Here is a 19,454-nt window from a genome sequence, read left to right as displayed (position 1 = left end):
GGTGATGCCCGGAGATAACATAAGTGTGAAGATAGAATTAATAGGACCGATAGCGATGGAGAAAGAGCTGCGCTTTGCAATAAGAGAAGGCGGCAGAACAGTTGGAGCCGGCGTCGTTACGGAAGTGTTGGAGTAGAGGGATATGAGAGATATAATTTTACTACAGTGCAAGGAATGTAAGAACCGGAACTATTCAACCCGGAAGAACAAGAAAAATACGACAGAGAAGTTGAATCTGAAGAAATACTGTAAGTTCGACAAGCGCCATACAGAACACAAAGAGGTAAAGGCATAAAAACAGGTGACTGACTGTGAACGTAATGTGCAGCGAGGAAGGCCAGTAGCTCTAATGGTAGAGCGTCGGTCTCCAAAACCGAATGTTGGGGGTTCGAGTCCCTCCTGGCCTGCCAAAAAAAAATATTGACAGACAAGGGTGATTAAACGATATGGTTGAGAAGATTAAGGTATTTTTTAAGGAAGTAAAGTTGGAAACAAAGAAGGTGGCCTTTCCGTCAAAGGAGGAGCTTATCGGCTCAACCTGGGTAGTGTTGATATTTACGGTAGTGCTTTCGATGTTTTTGGGTATTGTCGATGTGGGATTGTCAAAACTAATACAATCGATGATAAAATAGGCGGCATAAGCGGCCTTTTATAAAGATATTGATAAAATTGCAGAGGTGAGAGCTTAAGGTAAAGATATGGAAAAAAGATGGTATGTAGTGCATACGTATTCAGGATATGAAGATAAGGTAAAACACGGAATTGAAGAGAAGGTAACTCAGGTAAAACTCGACGATAGAATAACCAGGGTGTTGATCCCAACAGAAAAGGTAGTGGAGATAAAGAGGGGAAAGAAGACCGAGAGCGACAGGAAGTTCTATCCTGGCTACATACTGGTAGAGATGGCAATGTCTGATGAGACGTGGCATCTGGTGAAAAATATACCACGAGTTACAGGCTTTGTAGGCGGTACACACCCTGTGCCGCTGCCCGATGAAGAGGTCGAGATAATACTTCAGCAGCAGGAAAAGGGTACTGGGCAGGAAGTAAAGATGCAGTACTCAAAGGGAGAGTCCGTGCGTATTACAGACGGGCCGTTTTCGAACTTTAACGGCTATGTGGACGAAGTGGACTTTGACCACGGCAGGCTGAAGGTAATGGTCAGTATATTCGGCAGGCAGACGCCGGTTGAGCTGAGTTTCTACCAGGTGGAAAGAACATAGAGAACTATAGGAGGACGTACAGATGGCCAAGGAAGTGACCGCAATGGTCAAGATACAGTTGTCGGCAGGGAAGGCAAACCCGGCACCACCGGTAGGCCCGGCCCTCGGTCCGCACGGCATTAATATTATGGACTTTTGCAAGCAGTTTAACGCAAAGACCGCACCGATGGGCGAGACCATCGTGCCCGTTGTGCTGACAATATACAAAGACCGGAGTTTTACGTTTATACTGAAAACGCCGCCCGCAGCAGAACTCCTGAAAAAGGCCGCCGGTGTAATCAAAGGCTCAAATGTGCCAAACAAGGAAAAGGTCGGCAAGGTGACCAGCGCACAGGTAAATGAAATAGCAAAGACAAAGATGCCGGACCTCAACGCATACGACATCGACAAGGCCGTCAGAATCATAAGCGGCACGGCCAAAAGTATGGGCATTGACGTGGTTGATTAATGCCGACGGATTATAAGGAGACAAGCGCATATGGGCAAGAAATACGAAGAGGCACTTAAGAAAGTCGATAAGTTAAAGGAGTACTCTATTGAGGAGGCCATTGCCTTATTGAAAGAAGTATCGTTTGTGAAGTTTGACCAGTCAATAGACATAGCCCTGAACCTGGGCGTTGACCCCCGAAAGTCTGACCAGATGGTCAGGGGATTCGTGGTGCTGCCATATGGAACTGGTAAGACTGTGCGTGTGCTGGTGTTTGCAAAGGGCGAAAAAGAGAAAGAGGCCCGCGACGCTGGTGCAGAGTTTGTTGGCGCCGAGGACATGATAGAAAAGATTCAAAAGGGATGGCTGGATTTCGATAAGGCCGTTGCAACACCTGACCTGATGGGCGCGGTAGGTAAACTTGGAAAGCTCCTGGGACCACGCGGGCTTATGCCAAATCCGAAGACCGGTACAGTTACGTTTGATATAGCTAAGGCAGTAAAGGAGATAAAGGCAGGTAAGGTAGACTACAGGGTGGAAAAGGCCGGAATCGTCCATATGCCCGTAGGGAAACTGTCTTTCGAGCCGAAAAACATCGCAGACAACGTAAAGACAGCCCTTGAATCAATAATAAAGGCAAAGCCCTCCGCCAGCCGCGGCAGGTATCTAAGGAGACTTGTAATATCCTCTACAATGGGGCCAGGGTTGAGAGTAGATTTAAATACGGTAACGACAACAAAAGTATAGAAATCAAAACGGTCAGAGACAGCAGGTACTGTGCACAAGTGTAATCGGCCAAAAGGGTGGTCGGCCTGTTTAGACGGTCAAATATGGAGGGGAATCTCCATCCACTGCCGCGTATTGGCATCAAACCGTCTTAGTCTTTATTAAGCGCTGTAATATAAATCGGGCGAAAGCCCGGTAAACTATGAAAAAACTAAGGAGAAAGGACGGGCACTGATGACCAGACGGATCAGACGGATTACACGATGTGAAAAAAATAGCGTGAAAGGGACATGATATGAACAAAAAGGAAAAAGAAGCGGTAGTTGCGAACTTAAATGAGAAATTTGCAAGGGCAAAGGCCGTAGTGCTGACTGATTATAAGGGCATGACGGTTGCAGAACTCTCTGCGCTGAGGGTGAGTCTGAGAAGTTCAGCCGTAGAGTTCAAGGTAGTGAAAAATACGCTGGCACAGATAGCGGCCAAGGGTACGCCTGTTGAGACAGAAAAGGATGTATTCACTGGTCCTGTTGGTGTGGCCATAGGCTATGACGACCCTACCATTGTTCCGAAGAGGGTATTTGAATCGGCAAAGGGCAAAGATGCAAAGCTAAAGGTGCTTGGCGGGTTTGTAGAAGGCAGGCTATATGACGCAGCAGACTTAAAGAAGATAGCCGACCTCCCATCCAAAGAGGTATTGCTTTCGCAGATTGCAGGCTGCTTCTCTGCACCGATGGGCAAAATGGCAGGACTGTTAGACGCCACAATAAGCAAGATGGTCAACGCGCTTAACGCGTTAAAAGAAAAGAGATCGGCATAAGAAATGCACGAAACAAACTAAAGGAGGCAATACAATGTCAGAGATTACAAAAGAGCAGGCGCTTCAGTTTTTCGATAACATGACAATACTTCAGATGTCGGAGTTCATCAAGGAATTCGAGGACAGATACGGCGTAACAGCGCAGGCGGCAGTTGCAGTAGCGGCAGCCCCCGTTGCGGCGGCAGCCGAGCCGGTAGAGGAGAAGACCAGTTTTGACGCCGTATTAACATCGGTTGGCGATAAGAAGATACAGGTCATCAAGGTGGTCAGAGAGCTTACGTCTCTTGGTCTGAAGGAAGCCAAAGAGCTGGTTGATACCGCCCCGAAGGAAGTAAAAACCGGAGTTACTAAGGAAGAGGCTGAAAACATCAAGGCCAAACTCGAAGAACAGGGTGCTAAAGTAGAGATTAAATAGGTTGCCCCCAGCGCCGACCCTGTACTGGTTCAGTGTCGGCCAAGTGCTTAAATGTTACGAACAACCCGCTTCTGTTTTGACAGAGGCCAGAAGGATTCTTAGATAGAATCCCTAAAATCAAGGAGTAACATGGCAAGGGTAATGAGAGAGAGACTGAACCTCGGCAAGATGGCGAAGGTGCTCGAGGTTCCGTACCTGATAGAGATACAAAGCAAGTCCTATGAAGTGTTCCTGCAGCAAGACATTCCACCGGAAAAGCGAAAGAACTTTGGCCTTGAGGCGGCATTCAGGAGTGTATTCCCAATAGTAGACTACAACGAGACCGCCTCGATAGACTATCTGGGCTATAGTATTCTTGAGCCGAAATACCGCGACAGGGAGTGCATCCACAAGGGCCTTACCTTCTCGGCGCCCGTAAAGATAAAGGTTCGGCTGAATCTCTGGGACAGCGGCGAAGATGGAAAAAAACAGTTGCGCGAGTCAAGAGAAGAAGAGGTCTACATAGGTGAGATTCCTCTGATGACAGATACCGGGTCGTTTATCATCAACGGCATTGAGCGCGTAATTGTCAGCCAGCTCCACCGCTCACCCGGCGTGTTTTTCAGCACCGACAAGACCAAAACCCACACCAGCGGAAGGCTGCTCTACACCGCACGCGTAATCCCTTCCAGAGGCTCGTGGCTGGACTTTGAGTTCGACACAAAGGACATTCTCTATGTGCGCATAGACAGAAGAAAGAAACTCCCCTCTACAATAGTCCTCAAGGCCCTCGGGAAGACCAACGAAGACCTGCTGAACACATTTTATCAGGTAGAGGAGATAAAGATTTATGACAACAACACGTTTACCCGCAAACTCTCCGGCATTCTTTCGGGTATAAAGTCCTCAACTGCCGTAAAAGACCCAAAAACTGGCGAGTCGATTATCAAAGAAGGGGCAAAGATAACAAAGGCTGCCATTAAAAGGCTCCAAAACGCCGCTGTTAAGGAAATCCCCATACTGCGCGAGGACATTGTGGACAGGATAAGCCTCCACGACGTCGTTGACCCGGACACAGGGGAGATAATCGTAGAGGGCAACGAGATAATCACAGAGGAGATATTGAGTAGGATTCTGTCTGCGAAGATAGACACTCTGGGGCTGCTGTTTATCGACAATGTCAGATTCCTGCCGTCTCTGAGAGACACACTGCTGATAGACAAGGTTACCACCAAAGAAGATGCACTCATCGAGATTTACAAAAAGATGAGACCCGGTGAGCCGCCCACACCAGAGGCAGCAAAGGCGCTGTTTGACGGCCTGTTCTTCGACGAAAAACGCTATGACCTGTCCCCCGTGGGAAGGCTCAAGGTTAATAAAAGGCTTGGCCTTAATATCCCTATGGATAAGACAGTGCTTACTGAAGTCGATTTAGTGGAGATAATAAAATATCTGCTTGGGCTTCGCACAGGGCAAGGCGAAGTGGACGATATAGATCATCTGGGCAACCGCCGCATAAGAAGCGTGGGCGAGCTGCTTGAAAACCAGTTCCGCATTGGACTAATCAGGATGGAGCGGGCTATCAAGGAAAAGATGATGATAATAGAGATGAACGACATTATGCCCCACGATATAATAAACGCAAAGCCTGTGATGGCGGCGGTGAAGGAGTTTTTCGGCTCAAGCCAGTTAAGCCAGTTCATGGACCAGACGAATCCTCTGTCTGAGATAACACACAAGAGGAGGCTCTCTGCCCTTGGCCCTGGCGGACTGACCCGTGACCGCGTAGGATTCGAGGTACGTGACGTTCACCCGACACACTATGGACGTATATGTCCGATTGAAACGCCTGAAGGCCCGAACATAGGGCTTATAACCTCGCTGGCGTCATTTGCAAGGGTAAACGAGTATGGATTCCTTGAAGCGCCATACAGAAAGGTAGTAAACAGCTCAGTGACGGATGAAATCTTGTTCCTGACGGCCATCGACGCGGAGAAGTGCGTCATAGCCGAGGCAACTACACCAATGGATAAAGACAGCCGTCTGATAGGCAATGCCATTTCAGCCAGAATAGGCAGCGATATAAAGATAGTCCAGCCCAACGACATACAGTACATGGACGTATCCCCGAAGCAGATTGTCGGTGTGTCTGCGTCATTAATCCCATTTCTTGAAAATGACGACGCAAACAGGGCGCTGATGGGCTCAAACATGCAGAGACAGGCCGTGCCGCTGATAAATCCAAACGCCCCGATTGTGGGCACAGGAATGGAACACGTGGCAGCAAGGGACTCCGGGGCGGCGATACTGGCTAAACGCGGGGGGACTATCGAGACCCTTGACTCAAACCGCATAGTGGTAAGGGTGGAAGAAGAGGGCGGCGTGGATATTTATAATCTGGTGAAGTTCGCACGCTCTAATCAGGCAACCTGCGTAAATCAAAGACCGATAGTAGACTTTGGAATAAAAGTAGAGGCCGGTGATGTCATAGCCGACGGGCCATCGACAGACATGGGAGAGCTGGCACTTGGAAGGAGCGTACTGGTGGCATTTATGCCCTGGGGCGGGTATAACTTCGAGGACGCCATTTTGTTAAGCGAAAAGCTTGTCAGAGAAGACGTCTTTACGTCGATACACATAGAGGAATTCGACGTAGAGGCAAGAGAGACAAAACTTGGCCCAGAGGAGATAACCCGTGACATACCTAATGTAGGTGAGGAGGCGCTGGCAAGCCTCGATGACAGTGGCATTATCTATGTTGGCTCAGAGGTCAAACCCGGTGACATACTGGTTGGTAAGATAACCCCAAAGGGTGAGACTCAGTTGACCCCGGAGGAAAAACTCCTGCGCGCTATCTTTGGCGAAAAGGCGGAAGAGGTGAAAGAGAGCTGCCTCTACGTCCCGCCCGGCGTCAAGGGCATTGTCGTAGATGTAAAGGTATTCACCCGCAGGGGTATTAAAAAGGATTCACGCGCAAAGGCCCTTGAGGATGATGAGATAAAAGGGCTTCAGCGGGATGTGGAAGAGGAGACACGAATCGTATCGGATGAGATGCACAACCGCATACGAAGGCTCTTAAACGGCAAGACCGCCGCTGAGGACGTAAGAAGGGACTCTGCCGCTAAGGAGTTGATTTGTAAGTCAGGCGATGTGCTGACCCCGCAGATATTGGAGTTGATAAGCGATAGAAAAGTCAGCAGACTGAAAATCACCGACCCCGAGATGCAGCAGCAAATCGAGAACTTCACAAAGACGACAAGAGATTACCTGAAACAGCTTCAGAACAAGTATGACGAGAGAATAGAGAGGCTGAAAAAAGGGGATGAACTGCCCCCCGGCGTCAATAAACTCGTAAAGGTCTACATTGCGATGAAGAGGAAGATACAGGTGGGAGACAAAATGGCCGGAAGGCACGGCAACAAGGGCGTTGTTGCAATGGTGCTGCCCGAAGACGATATGCCCTACCTGCCAGACGGCACACCGGTTGAAATAGTGTTAAATCCCCTCGGCGTGCCATCGAGAATGAACGTAGGACAGATACTTGAGACCCATCTGGGCTATGCGGCAAAGGCCCTCGGCGTGTATGTGGCAACTCCAGTATTTGAAGGGGCAAAGGAAAACGACATAAAAGAGCTTCTGAAAAAGGCTGGCCTCGCTGAGACCGGACAGTCGATACTCTACGACGGCAAGACAGGCGAACCCTTTGAAAGGCCTGTAACAGTGGGCTATATGTACATGCTCAAACTCCACCATCTGGTTGAGGACAAAATACACGCACGCTCAATAGGGCCGTATTCACTGGTAACACAGCAGCCACTTGGCGGCAAGGCGCAGTTCGGCGGGCAGAGACTTGGTGAGATGGAAGTCTGGGCGCTTGAGGCATATGGGGCGTCATACACGCTGCAAGAGTATTTGACGGTAAAAAGTGACGACGTTACCGGACGTGCCAAGATGTACGAGGCGATAGTCAAAGGTGACGCAACACTTGATCCGGGTGTGCCGGAGTCGTTTCACGTCCTGATAAAAGAACTCCAAAGTCTCTGTCTGGACGTAGAGCTTTTGGAGAAAAAAAATAGAGGGGGATAGCACTTTTGAGTGAAATCGTATACGGTATGTATCAGGTTCCAAAGACTCAAAAAGACTTCGACGCCATAAGGATAAAACTTGCCTCTGCCGAGCGAATCAGGGAATGGTCGTTTGGTGAGGTAAAAAAGCCTGAGACGATAAACTACAGGACGTTCAAACCTGAGAAGGACGGCCTGTTCTGCGCAAAGATTTTCGGTCCGGTAAAGGACTGGGAGTGTATTTGCGGCAAGTACAAGAGGATGAAACACAGAGGGGTTGTCTGCGATAAGTGCGGAGTGGAGGTAATCCATGCAAAGGTGAGAAGGGAACGCCTGGCGCATATAGAGCTTTGCACGCCGGTAGCGCACATATGGTTTCTCAAAGGTGTGCCAAGCAGGATAGGGATGCTGCTTGATATGACGATGAAAAACCTTGAGAAAGTCCTCTATTTTGAAAGCTATGTAGTTGTTGACCCAGGCGACACACCCCTGAAAGACAAACAGGTACTAACCGAAGAGGAGTACAAGAAACATGCCCTGGAGTTTGGCTCGCGGTTTAAGGGTGGCATGGGGGCTGAGGCAATAAGGGAGCTGCTGAGGAAGGTTGACCTTGACTGGCTGTCAGTTGACTTAAAGACCAGGATTGAGGAGACCGGCGCCCTGGGAGTGAAGAAACGCCTTACAAAGAGGCTCAAGATAGTTGAGGCATTCAGGATATCAAAAAACAAACCAGAGTGGATGATTCTCGATGTAATCCCTGTGCTGCCCCCGGACTTGAGGCCGCTTGTACCGCTACAAGGCGGGCGTTTTGCTACGTCTGATTTAAATGACCTCTACCGCCGTGTCATCAACCGCAACAACAGATTAAAACGGCTTATAGAGCTAAAGGCCCCAAGCGTCATAGTGAAAAACGAAAAGCGAATGCTGCAAGAGGCCGTTGATTCGCTCTTTGATAACACCAAGGGGGCGAAGCTGCCCAAGAGTTCGACAAAGAGGTCTCTAAAATCCCTCAGCGATATGATAAAGGGAAAGCAGGGGCGCTTCAGGCAAAACCTGCTTGGCAAGCGTGTCGATTACTCAGGCCGTTCGGTTATAGTGGTAGGCCCGGAGTTGAAGCTCCACCAGTGCGGTCTGCCAAAACTGATGGCACTTGAGCTGTTTAAACCGTTTATATTCAATAAGTTAGAGGACAAGGGTTATGTAACGACGATAAAACAGGCGAAGAAATTCGTCGAAATGGAGCGGGACGAGGTCTGGGATGCCCTTGAGGAGGTAATCAAGGAACACCCTGTGCTGCTAAACAGGGCGCCGACCTTGCACAGGCTTGGCATTCAGGCCTTTGACCCAATTCTGATTGAGGGCAAGGCAATAAAGCTCCACCCGCTGGTGTGTACGGCCTATAATGCCGACTTTGACGGTGACCAGATGGCAGTCCACGTGCCGTTGTCCGTAGAGGCTCAGGTTGAGGCCCGCGTGTTGATGATGTCTATAAACAATCTGCTCTCACCAGCAAGTGGAAAACCCATAGTGCTTCCAACGCAGGACATGGTACTGGGGATTTACTATCTGACAAAGGAAAGACCCGGAGCAAAGGGCGAGGGCAAGTGCTTCTCATCCTTTGAAGAGGTGCGCATCGCCTATGACGGCGGCGCCGTAGTTGAACATGCAAAAATAAAGGTCGAAATAGACGGCACACACGTCAATACGACAGTAGGCAGGGTGTTGTTTTATGAAATCGTCCCTAAAGAAGTGCCATTTGTTGAAATAAACAAGGTACAGACCAAAAAAGAGGTGCAGAAGGTAATCGACTATGCACATAAATATGCAGGAAGGCGTAAGACGGTTATGTTTTTGGACGAACTGAAGAACCTTGGATTTCATTACGCCACAAAGTCCGGCATCTCGATATGTATAACCGACATGCACATACCATCAAACAAAGCAGAAATCCTGAAAGAGGCCGAACGGGAGGTCATGGAGGTATATAAGCAGTACTCCGACGGCTTGATAACACAGGGTGAGCGCTACAATAAAGTCATCGACATCTGGGCAACCGTGACAGAAAAGGTGGCAGAGTTTATGATGGCGGAGCTGGGGGCCGAAGACGGTAAGACGCTGACAAAAGAGGATATAGAGAAGAATCGTGCCTTTAACAGCGTATTTATGATGGCCGACTCCGGTGCAAGAGGCTCGGCGGCACAGATAAGACAGCTTGCCGGTATGCGCGGACTGATGGCAAAACCATCGGGCGAGATAATCGAGACCCCAATAACGGCGAATTTCCGCGAGGGACTCTCCCCGCTTCAGTACTTTGTCTCTACACACGGCGCCAGAAAGGGGCTTGCCGATACTGCACTAAAGACAGCGAACTCCGGTTATCTGACCAGAAGGCTTGTCGATGTGGCCCAGGACGTGATAATCACAGAGATAGACTGCGGCACGGACGACGGCATAATCATCACATCACTGATTGAAGGCGGTGAGATAATCCAGCCAATCGAAGAAAGGCTACTGGGCAGACTGCCAGCAGAGGATATCAAAGACCCCGTGACACAAGAGATAATATGGCCAAAAAATGCGGAGATAGATGAGGAGGCCGTACTAAAAATCGTGGACGCGGGAGTTGACAGGGTAAAGATACGCTCCGTGCTGACCTGCCAGACTAAGTTTGGCATATGCGGCAATTGCTATGGAAGAGACCTCGCCAGAAACACAAAGATAGAGATAGGTGAGGCGGTGGGCATCATCGCAGCCCAGTCCATAGGGGAGCCTGGCACACAGCTTACCATGAGGACATTCCATATAGGTGGAGCGGCCACAAAGGTAATCGAGCAGGCCGTGCTTTCTGCAAAACACTCAGGGCTGGTCAGGTTTGTAGATTTGAACTATGTAACAAACCGTGAGGGCCTCCTTGTTGTGATGAACAGAAATGCGTTTGTAGCCGTAGCCGATGAAACAGGCAGGGAGCGTGAAAAGCACAATCTGGTCTACGGGGCGCGTCTTATGGTCAAAGAGAACGACCGGGTAACGATAGGGCAGAAGATAGCCGAATGGGACCCGTACTCAACACCGATTCTAACAGAGGTAGGAGGGCGTGTTGCATGGGGTGATGTCGAAGAGGGCGTCACAGTAAAAGAGCAGGTTGATGAGATAACGGGGCTTTCGCATAAGCTGATAATCGATTACCCGACACACCTGAATCTGAGGCCAAGGATATCGATTAAAGACGAACACGGCAAGTCAACGCTAAAGCTGCCGGGCACTGCTATCCCCGCGCGCTATAATCTCCCTGCGGGCGCCAACATCCTTGTTGAGAGAAACGATTTAGTAGCCCCCGGTGATATATTGGCAAAGATACCGAGGGAAACAATAAAGACAAAGGATATAACCGGAGGTCTCCCACGAGTAGCCGAACTGTTTGAGGCACGTAAGCCAAAGGAACCTACGCTTGTCTCAGAAATCGATGGCACAGTGGAGCTTGTCTCAACCCAGAAGGGCGTCAGGATGGTAAAGGTTCGCGGCGGTGACATTACAAAGGAATATACCATTCCAAAGGGCAAGCACGTCACAGTGCACGACGGCGACTGGGTGAAGGCAGGTGAGGCACTGATGGACGGGGCAGTCAATCCACACGACATCCTGGACATATTAGGCCCTACGGAGTTACAGCGCTATCTGGTTGACGAGGTGCAGAAGGTGTACAGGCTTCAGGGCGTTGCCATCAACGACAAGCACATTGAGATTATAATACGCCAGATGATGAGAAAGGTAAACATAGAAGACACTGGAAGCACTGATTTTATGATTGGCGAGCATGTTGACCGTATGCACTTCGTAGAGGTGAACGAGGCGGTTATGGCAGAAGGCGGAAGACCGGCCACTGCAAAGCCATTGCTGCTTGGCATTACGAAGGCGTCTCTGACGACATATAGCTGGGTCTCTGCGGCGTCATTTCAGGAGACAACGCGGGTGCTTACCGATGCAGCCCTAAGCGGCGCAATTGACGAGCTGCATGGTCTGAAAGAGAATGTCATTATGGGCAAGATAATACCATGTGGAACCGGTATGGATAAGTTTATCAATACGTTTGTGAAACGAGAGGCTGAGGAGCGTGAAGAGGTTACCGAAGAATCTCTGTAAAAACCACGGCAGGGGACAAGCTGTGCCCCTGCCTATACTACAATGAAACTGCAACCACAAAACGATCTGAGAAAAAAAATAATTCTACTGGCAGTTCTCCAGACATTAATAGTATTTCTGGGGACAGCCGGATATATGGTTATCGAGGGGTGGAATGCCTTCGATTCGTTGTATATGGTAGTGATAACGCTGGCAACGATAGGCTATCAGGAGGTTCTTCCGCTGACAGATGCGGGCAGGGGTTTTACGATAGTGTTAATTATACTTGGAGTTGGCGTCCTTGCATATACGGTGAACACTGCGATGAGGATAGTACTTGAAGGAGAATTAGTGGAGGCACTAGGGAGGAGGAAGATGGAAAAAACTATCAAAGAGATGAAAGGCCATTATATAATCTGCGGCTATGGCAGAATGGGGCAGATAATCTGCCGTGAGCTGCGCTCTAACAATGTGCCATATATAGTGATAGAAAAAGAGCGCTCTGAGGAGGATATGGAAAGCGCAGAGCTTTTTCTCAAAGCAGACGCTACAAAGGATGAGGTATTACTTGAGGCCGGAATAGAGCGTGCCAACGGGTTGATTTCTGTGTTATCTACGGATGCGCAGAATCTGTTCGTGGTTTTAAGCGCCAGGGGGCTGAATCCGACGCTCAAAATAGTGGCGAGGGCAGGGGAGGAAAGCACAGAGTGTAAGCTCATCAGGGCTGGGGCAGACAGGGTTGTCTCACCGTATAATATAGGGGGCTTAAAGATAGCCCATACGATATTAAAGCCTGCGGTGGTGGATTTCATAGAGTTTGCCACAAAAAGCGGCAATATCGATCTGCAGATAGAGGAGCTTACTGTAACTGAAGGCTCTGAGTTTGCAAACCGGACACTCAGTGATTTGGGGATTGGGCGTAAGTACGGGGTAATTATTATGGCAGTTAAACGCGCTAGTGGTGAAATGCTTTTTAATCCCACGCATAAGTCTATTGTTGAGGCTGGAGATACGCTGATAGCCCTCGGTGAGGTCTATAAACTAAGGGGTCTTGAGCAGATGTTTAAGAAATAGCAGAGGGCCGGTCATCTTTCAGATTACTCAGTGATGATATATTGGCGTTATTGCTGAGACTACCGCATGATATAATAGTTATCAAATATTTTTTACACCAATAAGTGGCATGGTACTTGCATGTTTAGTGGTGTGAAAGATGCATACAGCTATGAATTTGTAAATCAGTCACTGCAAAATACAGTTGCATACTGGCATGGAATAATATCTCATGCAATGCACAAATCAATTGTCAACACAATGTTCCTCTTTCAAAAGCATAGACGTTGCTGCTTATGTCTCCTAAATTGACATGGATAGAGTTGAAGAATTGACAGCGGCAGGCTCTTATAAGGAGGTGGGATAGGTCAACTAATTATGTCGTAGAATAAGTCCCAAACTATTAAGATTAAAAAGGAGGATGTACTTTATGTTAAAAAATGTCGTAGTGGCTTTACTTGCAGCAGCTTCACTGATATTATTCCCGCTGTCATACTCATATGCCTCAGACTCAGATGCGATTCTTAAGGTATTAATTAAGAAAGGCATTATAAGTGAAGCGGAATACAAAGATATCATGGGAGAACTAAAGGACAAACATAGCGCTGAAGAAAAGGAAGCGAAGGCAGAACAACAGACCCACGTCCCTGACAACGCTACGAATGGCGCTGATAAGATACCTGAATTCCTGCGCGGACTGGGTATCAGCGGTAATGTTACAATGGTTGGGCAGGCCACCATAGGCAATAAGAGAAACACTCCCCCGGGCGGAGATGTAACGGCGGGCAATATCAGGGCACAGATAGATGTCGCAAGGCCGCTTGGCGATGATGGCACGTTGTTTTTCAGGACGCAAATGGGCGCTGGCAAAGGGCTTAAAGGCACTGACAGGCTCTCCAGCTTTTGGGGTATAAACGATACTGCGGCAGATTCCGACAGTTACGTATGGATTCGTGAGGCATGGTACGAACACAAATTCCTCGATAAAAAGGTGGCCCTCACAGTTGGCAAACTTGACATAACAAGGTATTTTGATACAAATGCAGTTGCCAACGATGAAAACTCACAGTTTCTTGCCTCTGGATTTGTAAATAACATGGCTGTGGAATTTCCGGGATACACGGCAGGGACACGTTTGACGATAAGTCCTGTAGAACTGATTGATGTAAGCCTCGGATGGCAGCCTGGTGACTCATCGTGGGACAATATATTTAACAGGCCATTTCTTATAGCTGAAGTCGGCCTTAAACCCAAGATTAATGAACTTCAGGGAAACTATCGTATATATGGATGGACAAATCAGATTGACCATACTGAAATCCTCGACCCAACTGTAACAACAGATAAGGGATACGGTTTAGGACTGAGTCTTGACCAACAGTTGACAAACTATCTGACAGTTTTTGGAAGAGCCGGCTACCAGAGTCCGAAGATCTATAACTATGATGTAGCATTAAGCGGTGGACTTGGACTCAGCGGTAAGATATGGCAAAGAGATGAAGATATGTTAGGTATTGCCTACGGGACATCTATGCTGTCGAGGGACTATAAACAAGCCCTTGCCCTTCAGGATATAGCGGGGCGCAATGAACACCGTGTTGAGGCGTACTATAATGTAGCCTTAAACAAGTATGTCGTAGTTGGCCCTGACTACCAGTTTATTACTAACGCACTTGGCTATAGTGATTTTAAAAATGTCTCTGTGACTGGATTGAGGGCAAGGATTGTATTTTAAACAGAGTATTTACATTATGACACTATTTACAGGAGATGAATGAATGAAAGCACTGGTACGTTTAAGTATGTTGTTTTGTTTCATAGTTTTAATGCTGTCCGTTTCGTGGGATGGTAAAAATGGTAAGAACGTTGGATTCAGGCTTACAGAAGCGTATGCAGCATCCGCGGATTTCAACCTAGACGGTAGTGTTGACATCTTATGGAGAAATAAATCGACAGGACAGAATAAGCTCTGGCAGATGAACGGCCCTGTACTAGACAGCGAGTTGACGATGCAGCCATTATATGACCGCAACTGGGCTATCGTTGGAACTGCAGATTTCAGTGGTGATGGCAGCGATGACATCCTTTGGAGGAATAAGGTATCAGGCAATAATGCCCTATGGCTAATGAACGGTACCCTCTATGCCTATACAGTTGTACTTCCAACAATGTCAGACCCAAACTGGACTATCGTGGCAACTGCTGATTTTAACAACGACGCCTGGCCGGACATCCTATGGAGAAACGCTGCTACGGGAGAGAACATTATTTGGCTGATGAGCGGTGCAATGTTAAACTCTGTCGTATGGCTTCCAGCAGTTACAGATTTAATCTGGGAAGTCGGTGGAACTGGGGACTTTGACCTGGATGGAAGTGTAGATATTGTATGGAGAAACAGGTCAAACGGCTATAACATGTTATGGCTGATGAAATCGACGAATATGTATTCGGTCGTGTGGCTGCCCACAAATCCCGATACGAACTGGAAAATTGCAGCGGCAGCGGATTATAACGGCGACGGCGCCCCAGATATTTTATGGAGACATAAGACCAAAGGTTACAACGCCATTTGGACAATGATAGGGGCGACTGTAATCGAAGTCCTTCAGATAGACTCTGAACCTGACACAAACTGGGAGGTTGTCGGGCCGCGATAACACAGCCGCATAATAAATCCGTGTAATACAGAATAAGGTGTGTGTAGCATAGTTTGGCAATCAGGGGTGACAACACTTCTAATTGCCGGACTATGACTGATTGGCAATATCATTTTGGCCGGGGCCCGATTAATTTATCGACCGCGTGTGTAAACTCCTCCGGCTCTACCGGCTTGTCAAGGAATATATCGGGAAGTGACGGCATCCCACCAAGTTTTAACTCTCCCTTTTTGAATTGATCTACCATCGAGTCTCTGTCTATGAGCAGCATTTTTCGGAAAGACTTAAAGCGCAGAAAGAACTTCTGTATCTTGCTGTCCGGCTCATCAAGCAAGGTCTCCATTTGCTTTATTGTCTCTACGTTGTCAAGCTCTTTGTATGACTGCTCTATAAAGCTCTTTACCGAAGTAAGCATTATTACAGGCACACTTGCCAGTTCGCGGTCTCTCCTTAACTCGCCCAATACGTATATCCCCGTCTTTTTTGGCATCATCACGTCAAGGGTTATCAGGTCTGGTTTTAATTCCCTTGCCTTGTTTAATCCATCTTCACCGTCTACCGCCATTGTTACATCAAAACCGTTTTCACTCAATATCGTAGAAAGATATTCTCTTATTGCCTTCTCGTCGTCGATTATAAGCACTCTCTTTTTCATCCCGTTTCTCCTTCCCAGTGATTGATTAAGATTTATATGATTTATTTATTCATGGGCAGCCTTATCCGAAAGATCGACCCTTTTCCCTTTTTTGATGTAACATCTAATGTTCCACCGTGTCCTTCCACTATCTTTTTGGTTATTGGCAGCCCCAGCCCGTTGCCCCTGAAGTTCTTTGTAGAGTAGAACAGCACAAATATCTTATCCAGCACATCCTCCTCTATCCCGTGTCCATTGTCCTCTGTTTCCAGGGTTACAAAACCGCTTTTAACCTCTGAATATACGCGTATGATTACTCTGCCTTTGTCATGGTCATCGTATTGCTTGTATGTACAGGCATCTATCGAATTTGACGCAAGGTTCATCAGCGCTGTGTGAATGGCTTCATAATCGAATAAAAGCGGTGGGATTGATTTATCTATTTCTCCCAAAACCTCAACCTGAGGGGTGTTCCCTGTGTCCTGAAACATACCTACAACCTCCTCGGCGAGGGCGGTTATTGAACCATATTTGAATTCGATTTGATTGAACCGTGAAATATCAAGGAGATCACGGGTCAGCGCCGACATGCGTGATATGCCTGTTTGGGCAGCCTCCCAACCCTTTATCAGCAGCTCGTTATCGTTCTTTTTCAATGCAGTATTGATCATATATTCTCCACCTTTGAGCGCATTAAGGATGTTCTTGGCGCCGTGGACTATTTGAGTTATAGCTATGCCGATTGCTGCCTGATATTCCTTTTCGGCAAGCTGCTTCTCTATAAGGATTCTCTCTTCGGCTTCTTTTTTGAGTTTTTTATATGCCTCATCCAGTCTTATCAAATCATTATATGACCGTAAACATGTTACTATCGATGTGTAAAGACGTTGAATCGTCAGCTCGCTTTTTGTCTTGTAGTCGTTTATGTCGTAGTTTACAATTATGTCGTTCTCTGGCGCCATGCCGGGCTGCCCTGTCCGCAGAATAATTCTCATAAATTTATTGTTGAGGACTTCACGTATATACTTTACGATATCCAGGCCCGCGTGTTCAGATTCCATAACCACATCAAGTATAATCAATGCCGTGTCATTGTGCTTATTCAGCGCAGATTTTGCCTCTTTCGCTGATGATGCAAATACAAGATCAATACCTCTGCCGGCAAAAGTAAAATCTCTTAGGGCAGCCCTGGTCATCCTGTGGACTTCCTCTTCGTCGTCAACAACCATGACCCTCCAGTTTATCTCGCCGAAGTGGTCTTTCGGTGAGACTTCCTCCTTTTCCTTTAAAAAACTATCGTCGCAAAAAAGGTTATCTGAATCGTTCATATTATTTTACCTGCAAACATATTATACTATACCGCAAGTGGTAATGTAACTGTAAATAGGGTTACTTTACCTACTTCACTTTCACATACTATCTTGCCTTTGAGTGTCTGGGTAACAATGTTAAATGTAATATAAAGTCCAAGCCCTGAGCCTCCCTGACCGCGCTTTGTCGTAAAAAATGGATCAAATATCTTTCTTATGTCTGCCTCCGGGATGCCCTTGCCGTTGTCTCTGTATCTTAGGACGATTTCATCATCTAACGGAATGGCTTCTATCAGTATAGTTCCTTTTGTCCCTTCGTCATAGGCGTGAAGCAGGGAATTCATCAACAGGTTTGTGATTATTTGAGCAAATGCCCCAGGATAGCTGTTCAGCTCAAGGTCTTCATCACAGTTTATTGTGATAATGTGCGGTGTCCTCCTCAACTGAGGTCTCAGGCTTATCACTATATCGTTTAAGTATGATTTCAGATTAAACTGCCTTTTTTCCCAGCTTGTCTGGTCTGCCGAGACCATTTTAAAACTCCTGATCAAGTCCCCTGCACGAAACAGGTTTTTGACTATTAAATCTGAGTCTTCCATTGCGACGAATAAGTATTTTTCCAGGTCTGTACGTGTTATTTGTTTGTCGTTGAACATAGATGTGATTTTATTCGTAGCCAGCTCAAGATGAGATGCAGAGGTTACGGCAATCCCTATGGGGGTGTTTATCTCATGGGCTACGCCGGCTACCAATTGACCTAGTGACGCCATTTTTTCCGAATGTATTAACATCTCCTGGCTATGTTTCAGCTCTTCGTTGGCATCTATAGCCTTTTTGCAGGCGACAACCAACTCGTCTGTCCGTTCCTTTACTATCTCCTCAAGCTGGTTGTGGTGTTTTTTTAACTCGTCCTCTGTCCTTTTTCGCTCTATAATGCCAGCAAGCGTATTGGCTACTGAGACGAGGAATTCCTCTTCCTCCTGGGTCCTCCTATGACCACGTCTGACGTAGAGGTTTATTACGCCCAACACCTGACCTTTTGATTTTATTGGAATGCAATAGTGCCCGTGGTCAGGCATTCCGTCGTATTTTACATCGTGGTCTTGGTCTATCGTGGACTTGAATATTATTTCCCCTATCAGTGCGCACTGTCCGCAGAGACATTTTCCCAAGGGTAGCACCGAGCAGACACTGTGCAAGTTTAAGGGAAACCCCCTGTGGGCCTTCATAATGAGTATATCCGGACGGCTTTCTATTAGAAATATACTGCCCGTGTACTTATTTGACAACCATGACACATTGCTAATGATGTCGAGGGTCTTTTGAAGGTGCTCTGTAAGGGATATTGGCTCAAGCGAAAGGTGCAGAATCTTATTTATCACATCTTGTATCAGGTAATTGTGCATCAGGTTTTCGTTTGCTTCTTTACGCAGCACTATGCCTGCTATAGTGTTTGCAGCGATTTTCAGAAACATTTCCCTCTCGCAATGGGCAGACAAGTCCACAGGCTCTGCTGCTGCATCACCCCCGCTATTTTCGGCAGGACAGGCCAGGCTAATAAGACCAAGCAGCCTGTCATCAGAGATAATCGGGACACAATAGTGACCGCGTGTCTGTGTTTTGTCGCTGAGAGCAGTTGTTGGCATGAATACTATGCCATGTTCATAAGTTGAATCTTTACTCAGGCAATTGGGAGAAATTGGCTGGCAGGCCTCTAACTCTTCTGCTGCATAGTTATAATTAGCGCTGAGTTGCAGCATCGTTGTCCTTTTTTCATAGAGATAAACAAGTCCCTTTGCGGCTGGTGAAATCCAGGGCGCAGACATTATGAGTTTCAAAATCTGAGTCAGCTGGTCCTTCGTAGAAATCTGCAAAAGTGATATCTTCAGCATAGAGTTTATAATATTCTGAATATACAGGTGGGGATCCTGTATCCCAGTGTTTTTTAGCCTGTGTTCTTCATGATTGCTCAACACGTGATATTCTACAAAAACTCGTGCCATTATTACAAAGCCCCCTGTGCTGGTGTG

16 protein-coding genes and 1 tRNA gene are annotated in these 19,454 nt (G+C 47.3%); 14 read left to right on the top strand and 3 right to left on the bottom strand.

The annotated features are described in order from the left end of the window. From ASN18_RS07210 to ASN18_RS07145, 14 genes are all read left to right on the top strand, one after another. Window positions 1-136 (top strand): EF-Tu C-terminal domain-related protein (locus ASN18_RS07210; protein WP_492208001.1); only part of this gene is annotated, 136 nt, incomplete at its 5' end. Window positions 137-142: 6 nt separating this feature from the next. After that, complete coding sequence (gene rpmG, locus ASN18_RS07205) at window positions 143-295, top strand: 50S ribosomal protein L33 (protein ID WP_085052064.1); 153 nt, start codon at window positions 143-145, stop codon at window positions 293-295. A 39-nt stretch (window positions 296-334) separates the two neighbouring features. Beyond that, window positions 335-410 (top strand) — tRNA-Trp (locus ASN18_RS07200). A 36-nt stretch (window positions 411-446) separates the two neighbouring features. Next, window positions 447-632, top strand: coding sequence for a preprotein translocase subunit SecE (gene secE / locus ASN18_RS07195; protein WP_085052063.1), 186 nt, complete (start codon window positions 447-449; stop codon window positions 630-632). Window positions 633-698: 66 nt separating this feature from the next. Continuing rightward, a complete protein-coding gene (nusG, locus tag ASN18_RS07190) occupies window positions 699-1,223 on the top strand; it encodes a transcription termination/antitermination protein NusG (protein WP_085052062.1) in 525 nt (174 codons plus the stop codon). A gap of 22 nt (window positions 1,224-1,245) precedes the next feature. Then, on the top strand, window positions 1,246-1,671 hold the full coding sequence (gene rplK, locus ASN18_RS07185; protein ID WP_085052061.1) for a 50S ribosomal protein L11: 426 nt from the start codon (window positions 1,246-1,248) through the stop codon (window positions 1,669-1,671). A 30-nt stretch (window positions 1,672-1,701) separates the two neighbouring features. Then, the gene (rplA, locus tag ASN18_RS07180; protein ID WP_085052060.1) at window positions 1,702-2,397 is read left to right on the top strand and encodes a 50S ribosomal protein L1; all 696 of its coding nucleotides are present in this window, start codon (window positions 1,702-1,704) and stop codon (window positions 2,395-2,397) included. Window positions 2,398-2,671: 274 nt separating this feature from the next. After that, window positions 2,672-3,193, top strand: a complete 522-nt coding sequence (gene rplJ / locus ASN18_RS07175) for a 50S ribosomal protein L10 (RefSeq protein ID WP_085052059.1) — start codon at window positions 2,672-2,674, stop codon at window positions 3,191-3,193. A gap of 34 nt (window positions 3,194-3,227) precedes the next feature. Then, entirely contained in the window at window positions 3,228-3,608 is a 381-nt protein-coding gene (gene rplL, locus ASN18_RS07170) for a 50S ribosomal protein L7/L12 (RefSeq protein ID WP_085052058.1), read from the top strand. Window positions 3,609-3,737: 129 nt separating this feature from the next. After that, on the top strand, window positions 3,738-7,673 hold the full coding sequence (rpoB, locus tag ASN18_RS07165) for a DNA-directed RNA polymerase subunit beta (protein ID WP_085052057.1): 3,936 nt from the start codon (window positions 3,738-3,740) through the stop codon (window positions 7,671-7,673). A gap of 26 nt (window positions 7,674-7,699) precedes the next feature. Then, entirely contained in the window at window positions 7,700-11,791 is a 4,092-nt protein-coding gene (gene rpoC / locus ASN18_RS07160) for a DNA-directed RNA polymerase subunit beta' (RefSeq protein WP_085052056.1), read from the top strand. 42 nt (window positions 11,792-11,833) lie between these two features. Next, on the top strand, window positions 11,834-12,844 hold the full coding sequence (locus ASN18_RS07155) for a potassium channel family protein (protein ID WP_085052055.1): 1,011 nt from the start codon (window positions 11,834-11,836) through the stop codon (window positions 12,842-12,844). A gap of 409 nt (window positions 12,845-13,253) precedes the next feature. Then, window positions 13,254-14,558 carry a carbohydrate porin gene (locus ASN18_RS07150; RefSeq protein ID WP_236861587.1) on the top strand — a complete coding sequence of 435 codons (1,305 nt, stop codon included), beginning with the start codon at window positions 13,254-13,256 and terminating at the stop codon, window positions 14,556-14,558. A gap of 43 nt (window positions 14,559-14,601) precedes the next feature. Then, on the top strand, window positions 14,602-15,480 hold the full coding sequence (locus tag ASN18_RS07145; protein WP_085052053.1) for an FG-GAP repeat domain-containing protein: 879 nt from the start codon (window positions 14,602-14,604) through the stop codon (window positions 15,478-15,480). Window positions 15,481-15,589: 109 nt separating this feature from the next. Here the strand turns inward: ASN18_RS07145 and ASN18_RS07140 are convergent, their stop codons facing one another. Genes ASN18_RS07140 through ASN18_RS07130 form a run of 3 tightly spaced genes read right to left on the bottom strand, consistent with a single transcriptional unit; the run spans window position 15,590 to window position 19,427 of the window. Continuing rightward, window positions 15,590-16,135, bottom strand: coding sequence for a response regulator (locus tag ASN18_RS07140; protein WP_085052052.1), 546 nt, complete (start codon window positions 16,133-16,135; stop codon window positions 15,590-15,592). 41 nt (window positions 16,136-16,176) lie between these two features. Beyond that, on the bottom strand, window positions 16,177-17,442 hold the full coding sequence (locus ASN18_RS07135) for a response regulator (protein ID WP_085052051.1): 1,266 nt from the start codon (window positions 17,440-17,442) through the stop codon (window positions 16,177-16,179). 26 nt (window positions 17,443-17,468) lie between these two features. Beyond that, a complete protein-coding gene (locus ASN18_RS07130; protein WP_085052050.1) occupies window positions 17,469-19,427 on the bottom strand; it encodes an ATP-binding protein in 1,959 nt (652 codons plus the stop codon). Between the last annotated feature and the right edge of the window lie 27 nt (window positions 19,428-19,454).

Origin of the sequence: Candidatus Magnetominusculus xianensis (assembly GCA_001541255.1) — a bacterium.
Taxonomy (GTDB): Bacteria; Nitrospirota; Thermodesulfovibrionia; order Thermodesulfovibrionales; family Magnetobacteriaceae; genus Magnetominusculus; species Magnetominusculus xianensis.
Note: the sequence above shows the minus strand (reverse complement) of the source record. Positions and strands in the feature narration are given on the sequence as shown.

What these genes read in the sequence shown, in the direction of transcription:
- rpmG (WP_085052064.1), top strand. Translation starts at nt 143, where the DNA reads ATGAGAGATATAATTTTACTACAGTGCAAGGAATGTAAGAACCGGAAC.
- secE (WP_085052063.1), top strand. Translation starts at nt 447, where the DNA reads ATGGTTGAGAAGATTAAGGTATTTTTTAAGGAAGTAAAGTTGGAAACA.
- nusG (WP_085052062.1), top strand. Translation starts at nt 699, where the DNA reads ATGGAAAAAAGATGGTATGTAGTGCATACGTATTCAGGATATGAAGAT.
- rplK (WP_085052061.1), top strand. Translation starts at nt 1,246, where the DNA reads ATGGCCAAGGAAGTGACCGCAATGGTCAAGATACAGTTGTCGGCAGGG.
- rplA (WP_085052060.1), top strand. Translation starts at nt 1,702, where the DNA reads ATGGGCAAGAAATACGAAGAGGCACTTAAGAAAGTCGATAAGTTAAAG.
- rplJ (WP_085052059.1), top strand. Translation starts at nt 2,672, where the DNA reads ATGAACAAAAAGGAAAAAGAAGCGGTAGTTGCGAACTTAAATGAGAAA.
- rplL (WP_085052058.1), top strand. Translation starts at nt 3,228, where the DNA reads ATGTCAGAGATTACAAAAGAGCAGGCGCTTCAGTTTTTCGATAACATG.
- rpoB (WP_085052057.1), top strand. Translation starts at nt 3,738, where the DNA reads ATGGCAAGGGTAATGAGAGAGAGACTGAACCTCGGCAAGATGGCGAAG.
- rpoC (WP_085052056.1), top strand. Translation starts at nt 7,700, where the DNA reads ATGTATCAGGTTCCAAAGACTCAAAAAGACTTCGACGCCATAAGGATA.
- ASN18_RS07155 (WP_085052055.1), top strand. Translation starts at nt 11,834, where the DNA reads ATGAAACTGCAACCACAAAACGATCTGAGAAAAAAAATAATTCTACTG.
- ASN18_RS07150 (WP_236861587.1), top strand. Translation starts at nt 13,254, where the DNA reads ATGTTAAAAAATGTCGTAGTGGCTTTACTTGCAGCAGCTTCACTGATA.
- ASN18_RS07145 (WP_085052053.1), top strand. Translation starts at nt 14,602, where the DNA reads ATGAAAGCACTGGTACGTTTAAGTATGTTGTTTTGTTTCATAGTTTTA.
- ASN18_RS07140 (WP_085052052.1), bottom strand. Translation starts at nt 16,135, where the DNA reads ATGAAAAAGAGAGTGCTTATAATCGACGACGAGAAGGCAATAAGAGAA.
- ASN18_RS07135 (WP_085052051.1), bottom strand. Translation starts at nt 17,442, where the DNA reads ATGAACGATTCAGATAACCTTTTTTGCGACGATAGTTTTTTAAAGGAA.
- ASN18_RS07130 (WP_085052050.1), bottom strand. Translation starts at nt 19,427, where the DNA reads ATGGCACGAGTTTTTGTAGAATATCACGTGTTGAGCAATCATGAAGAA.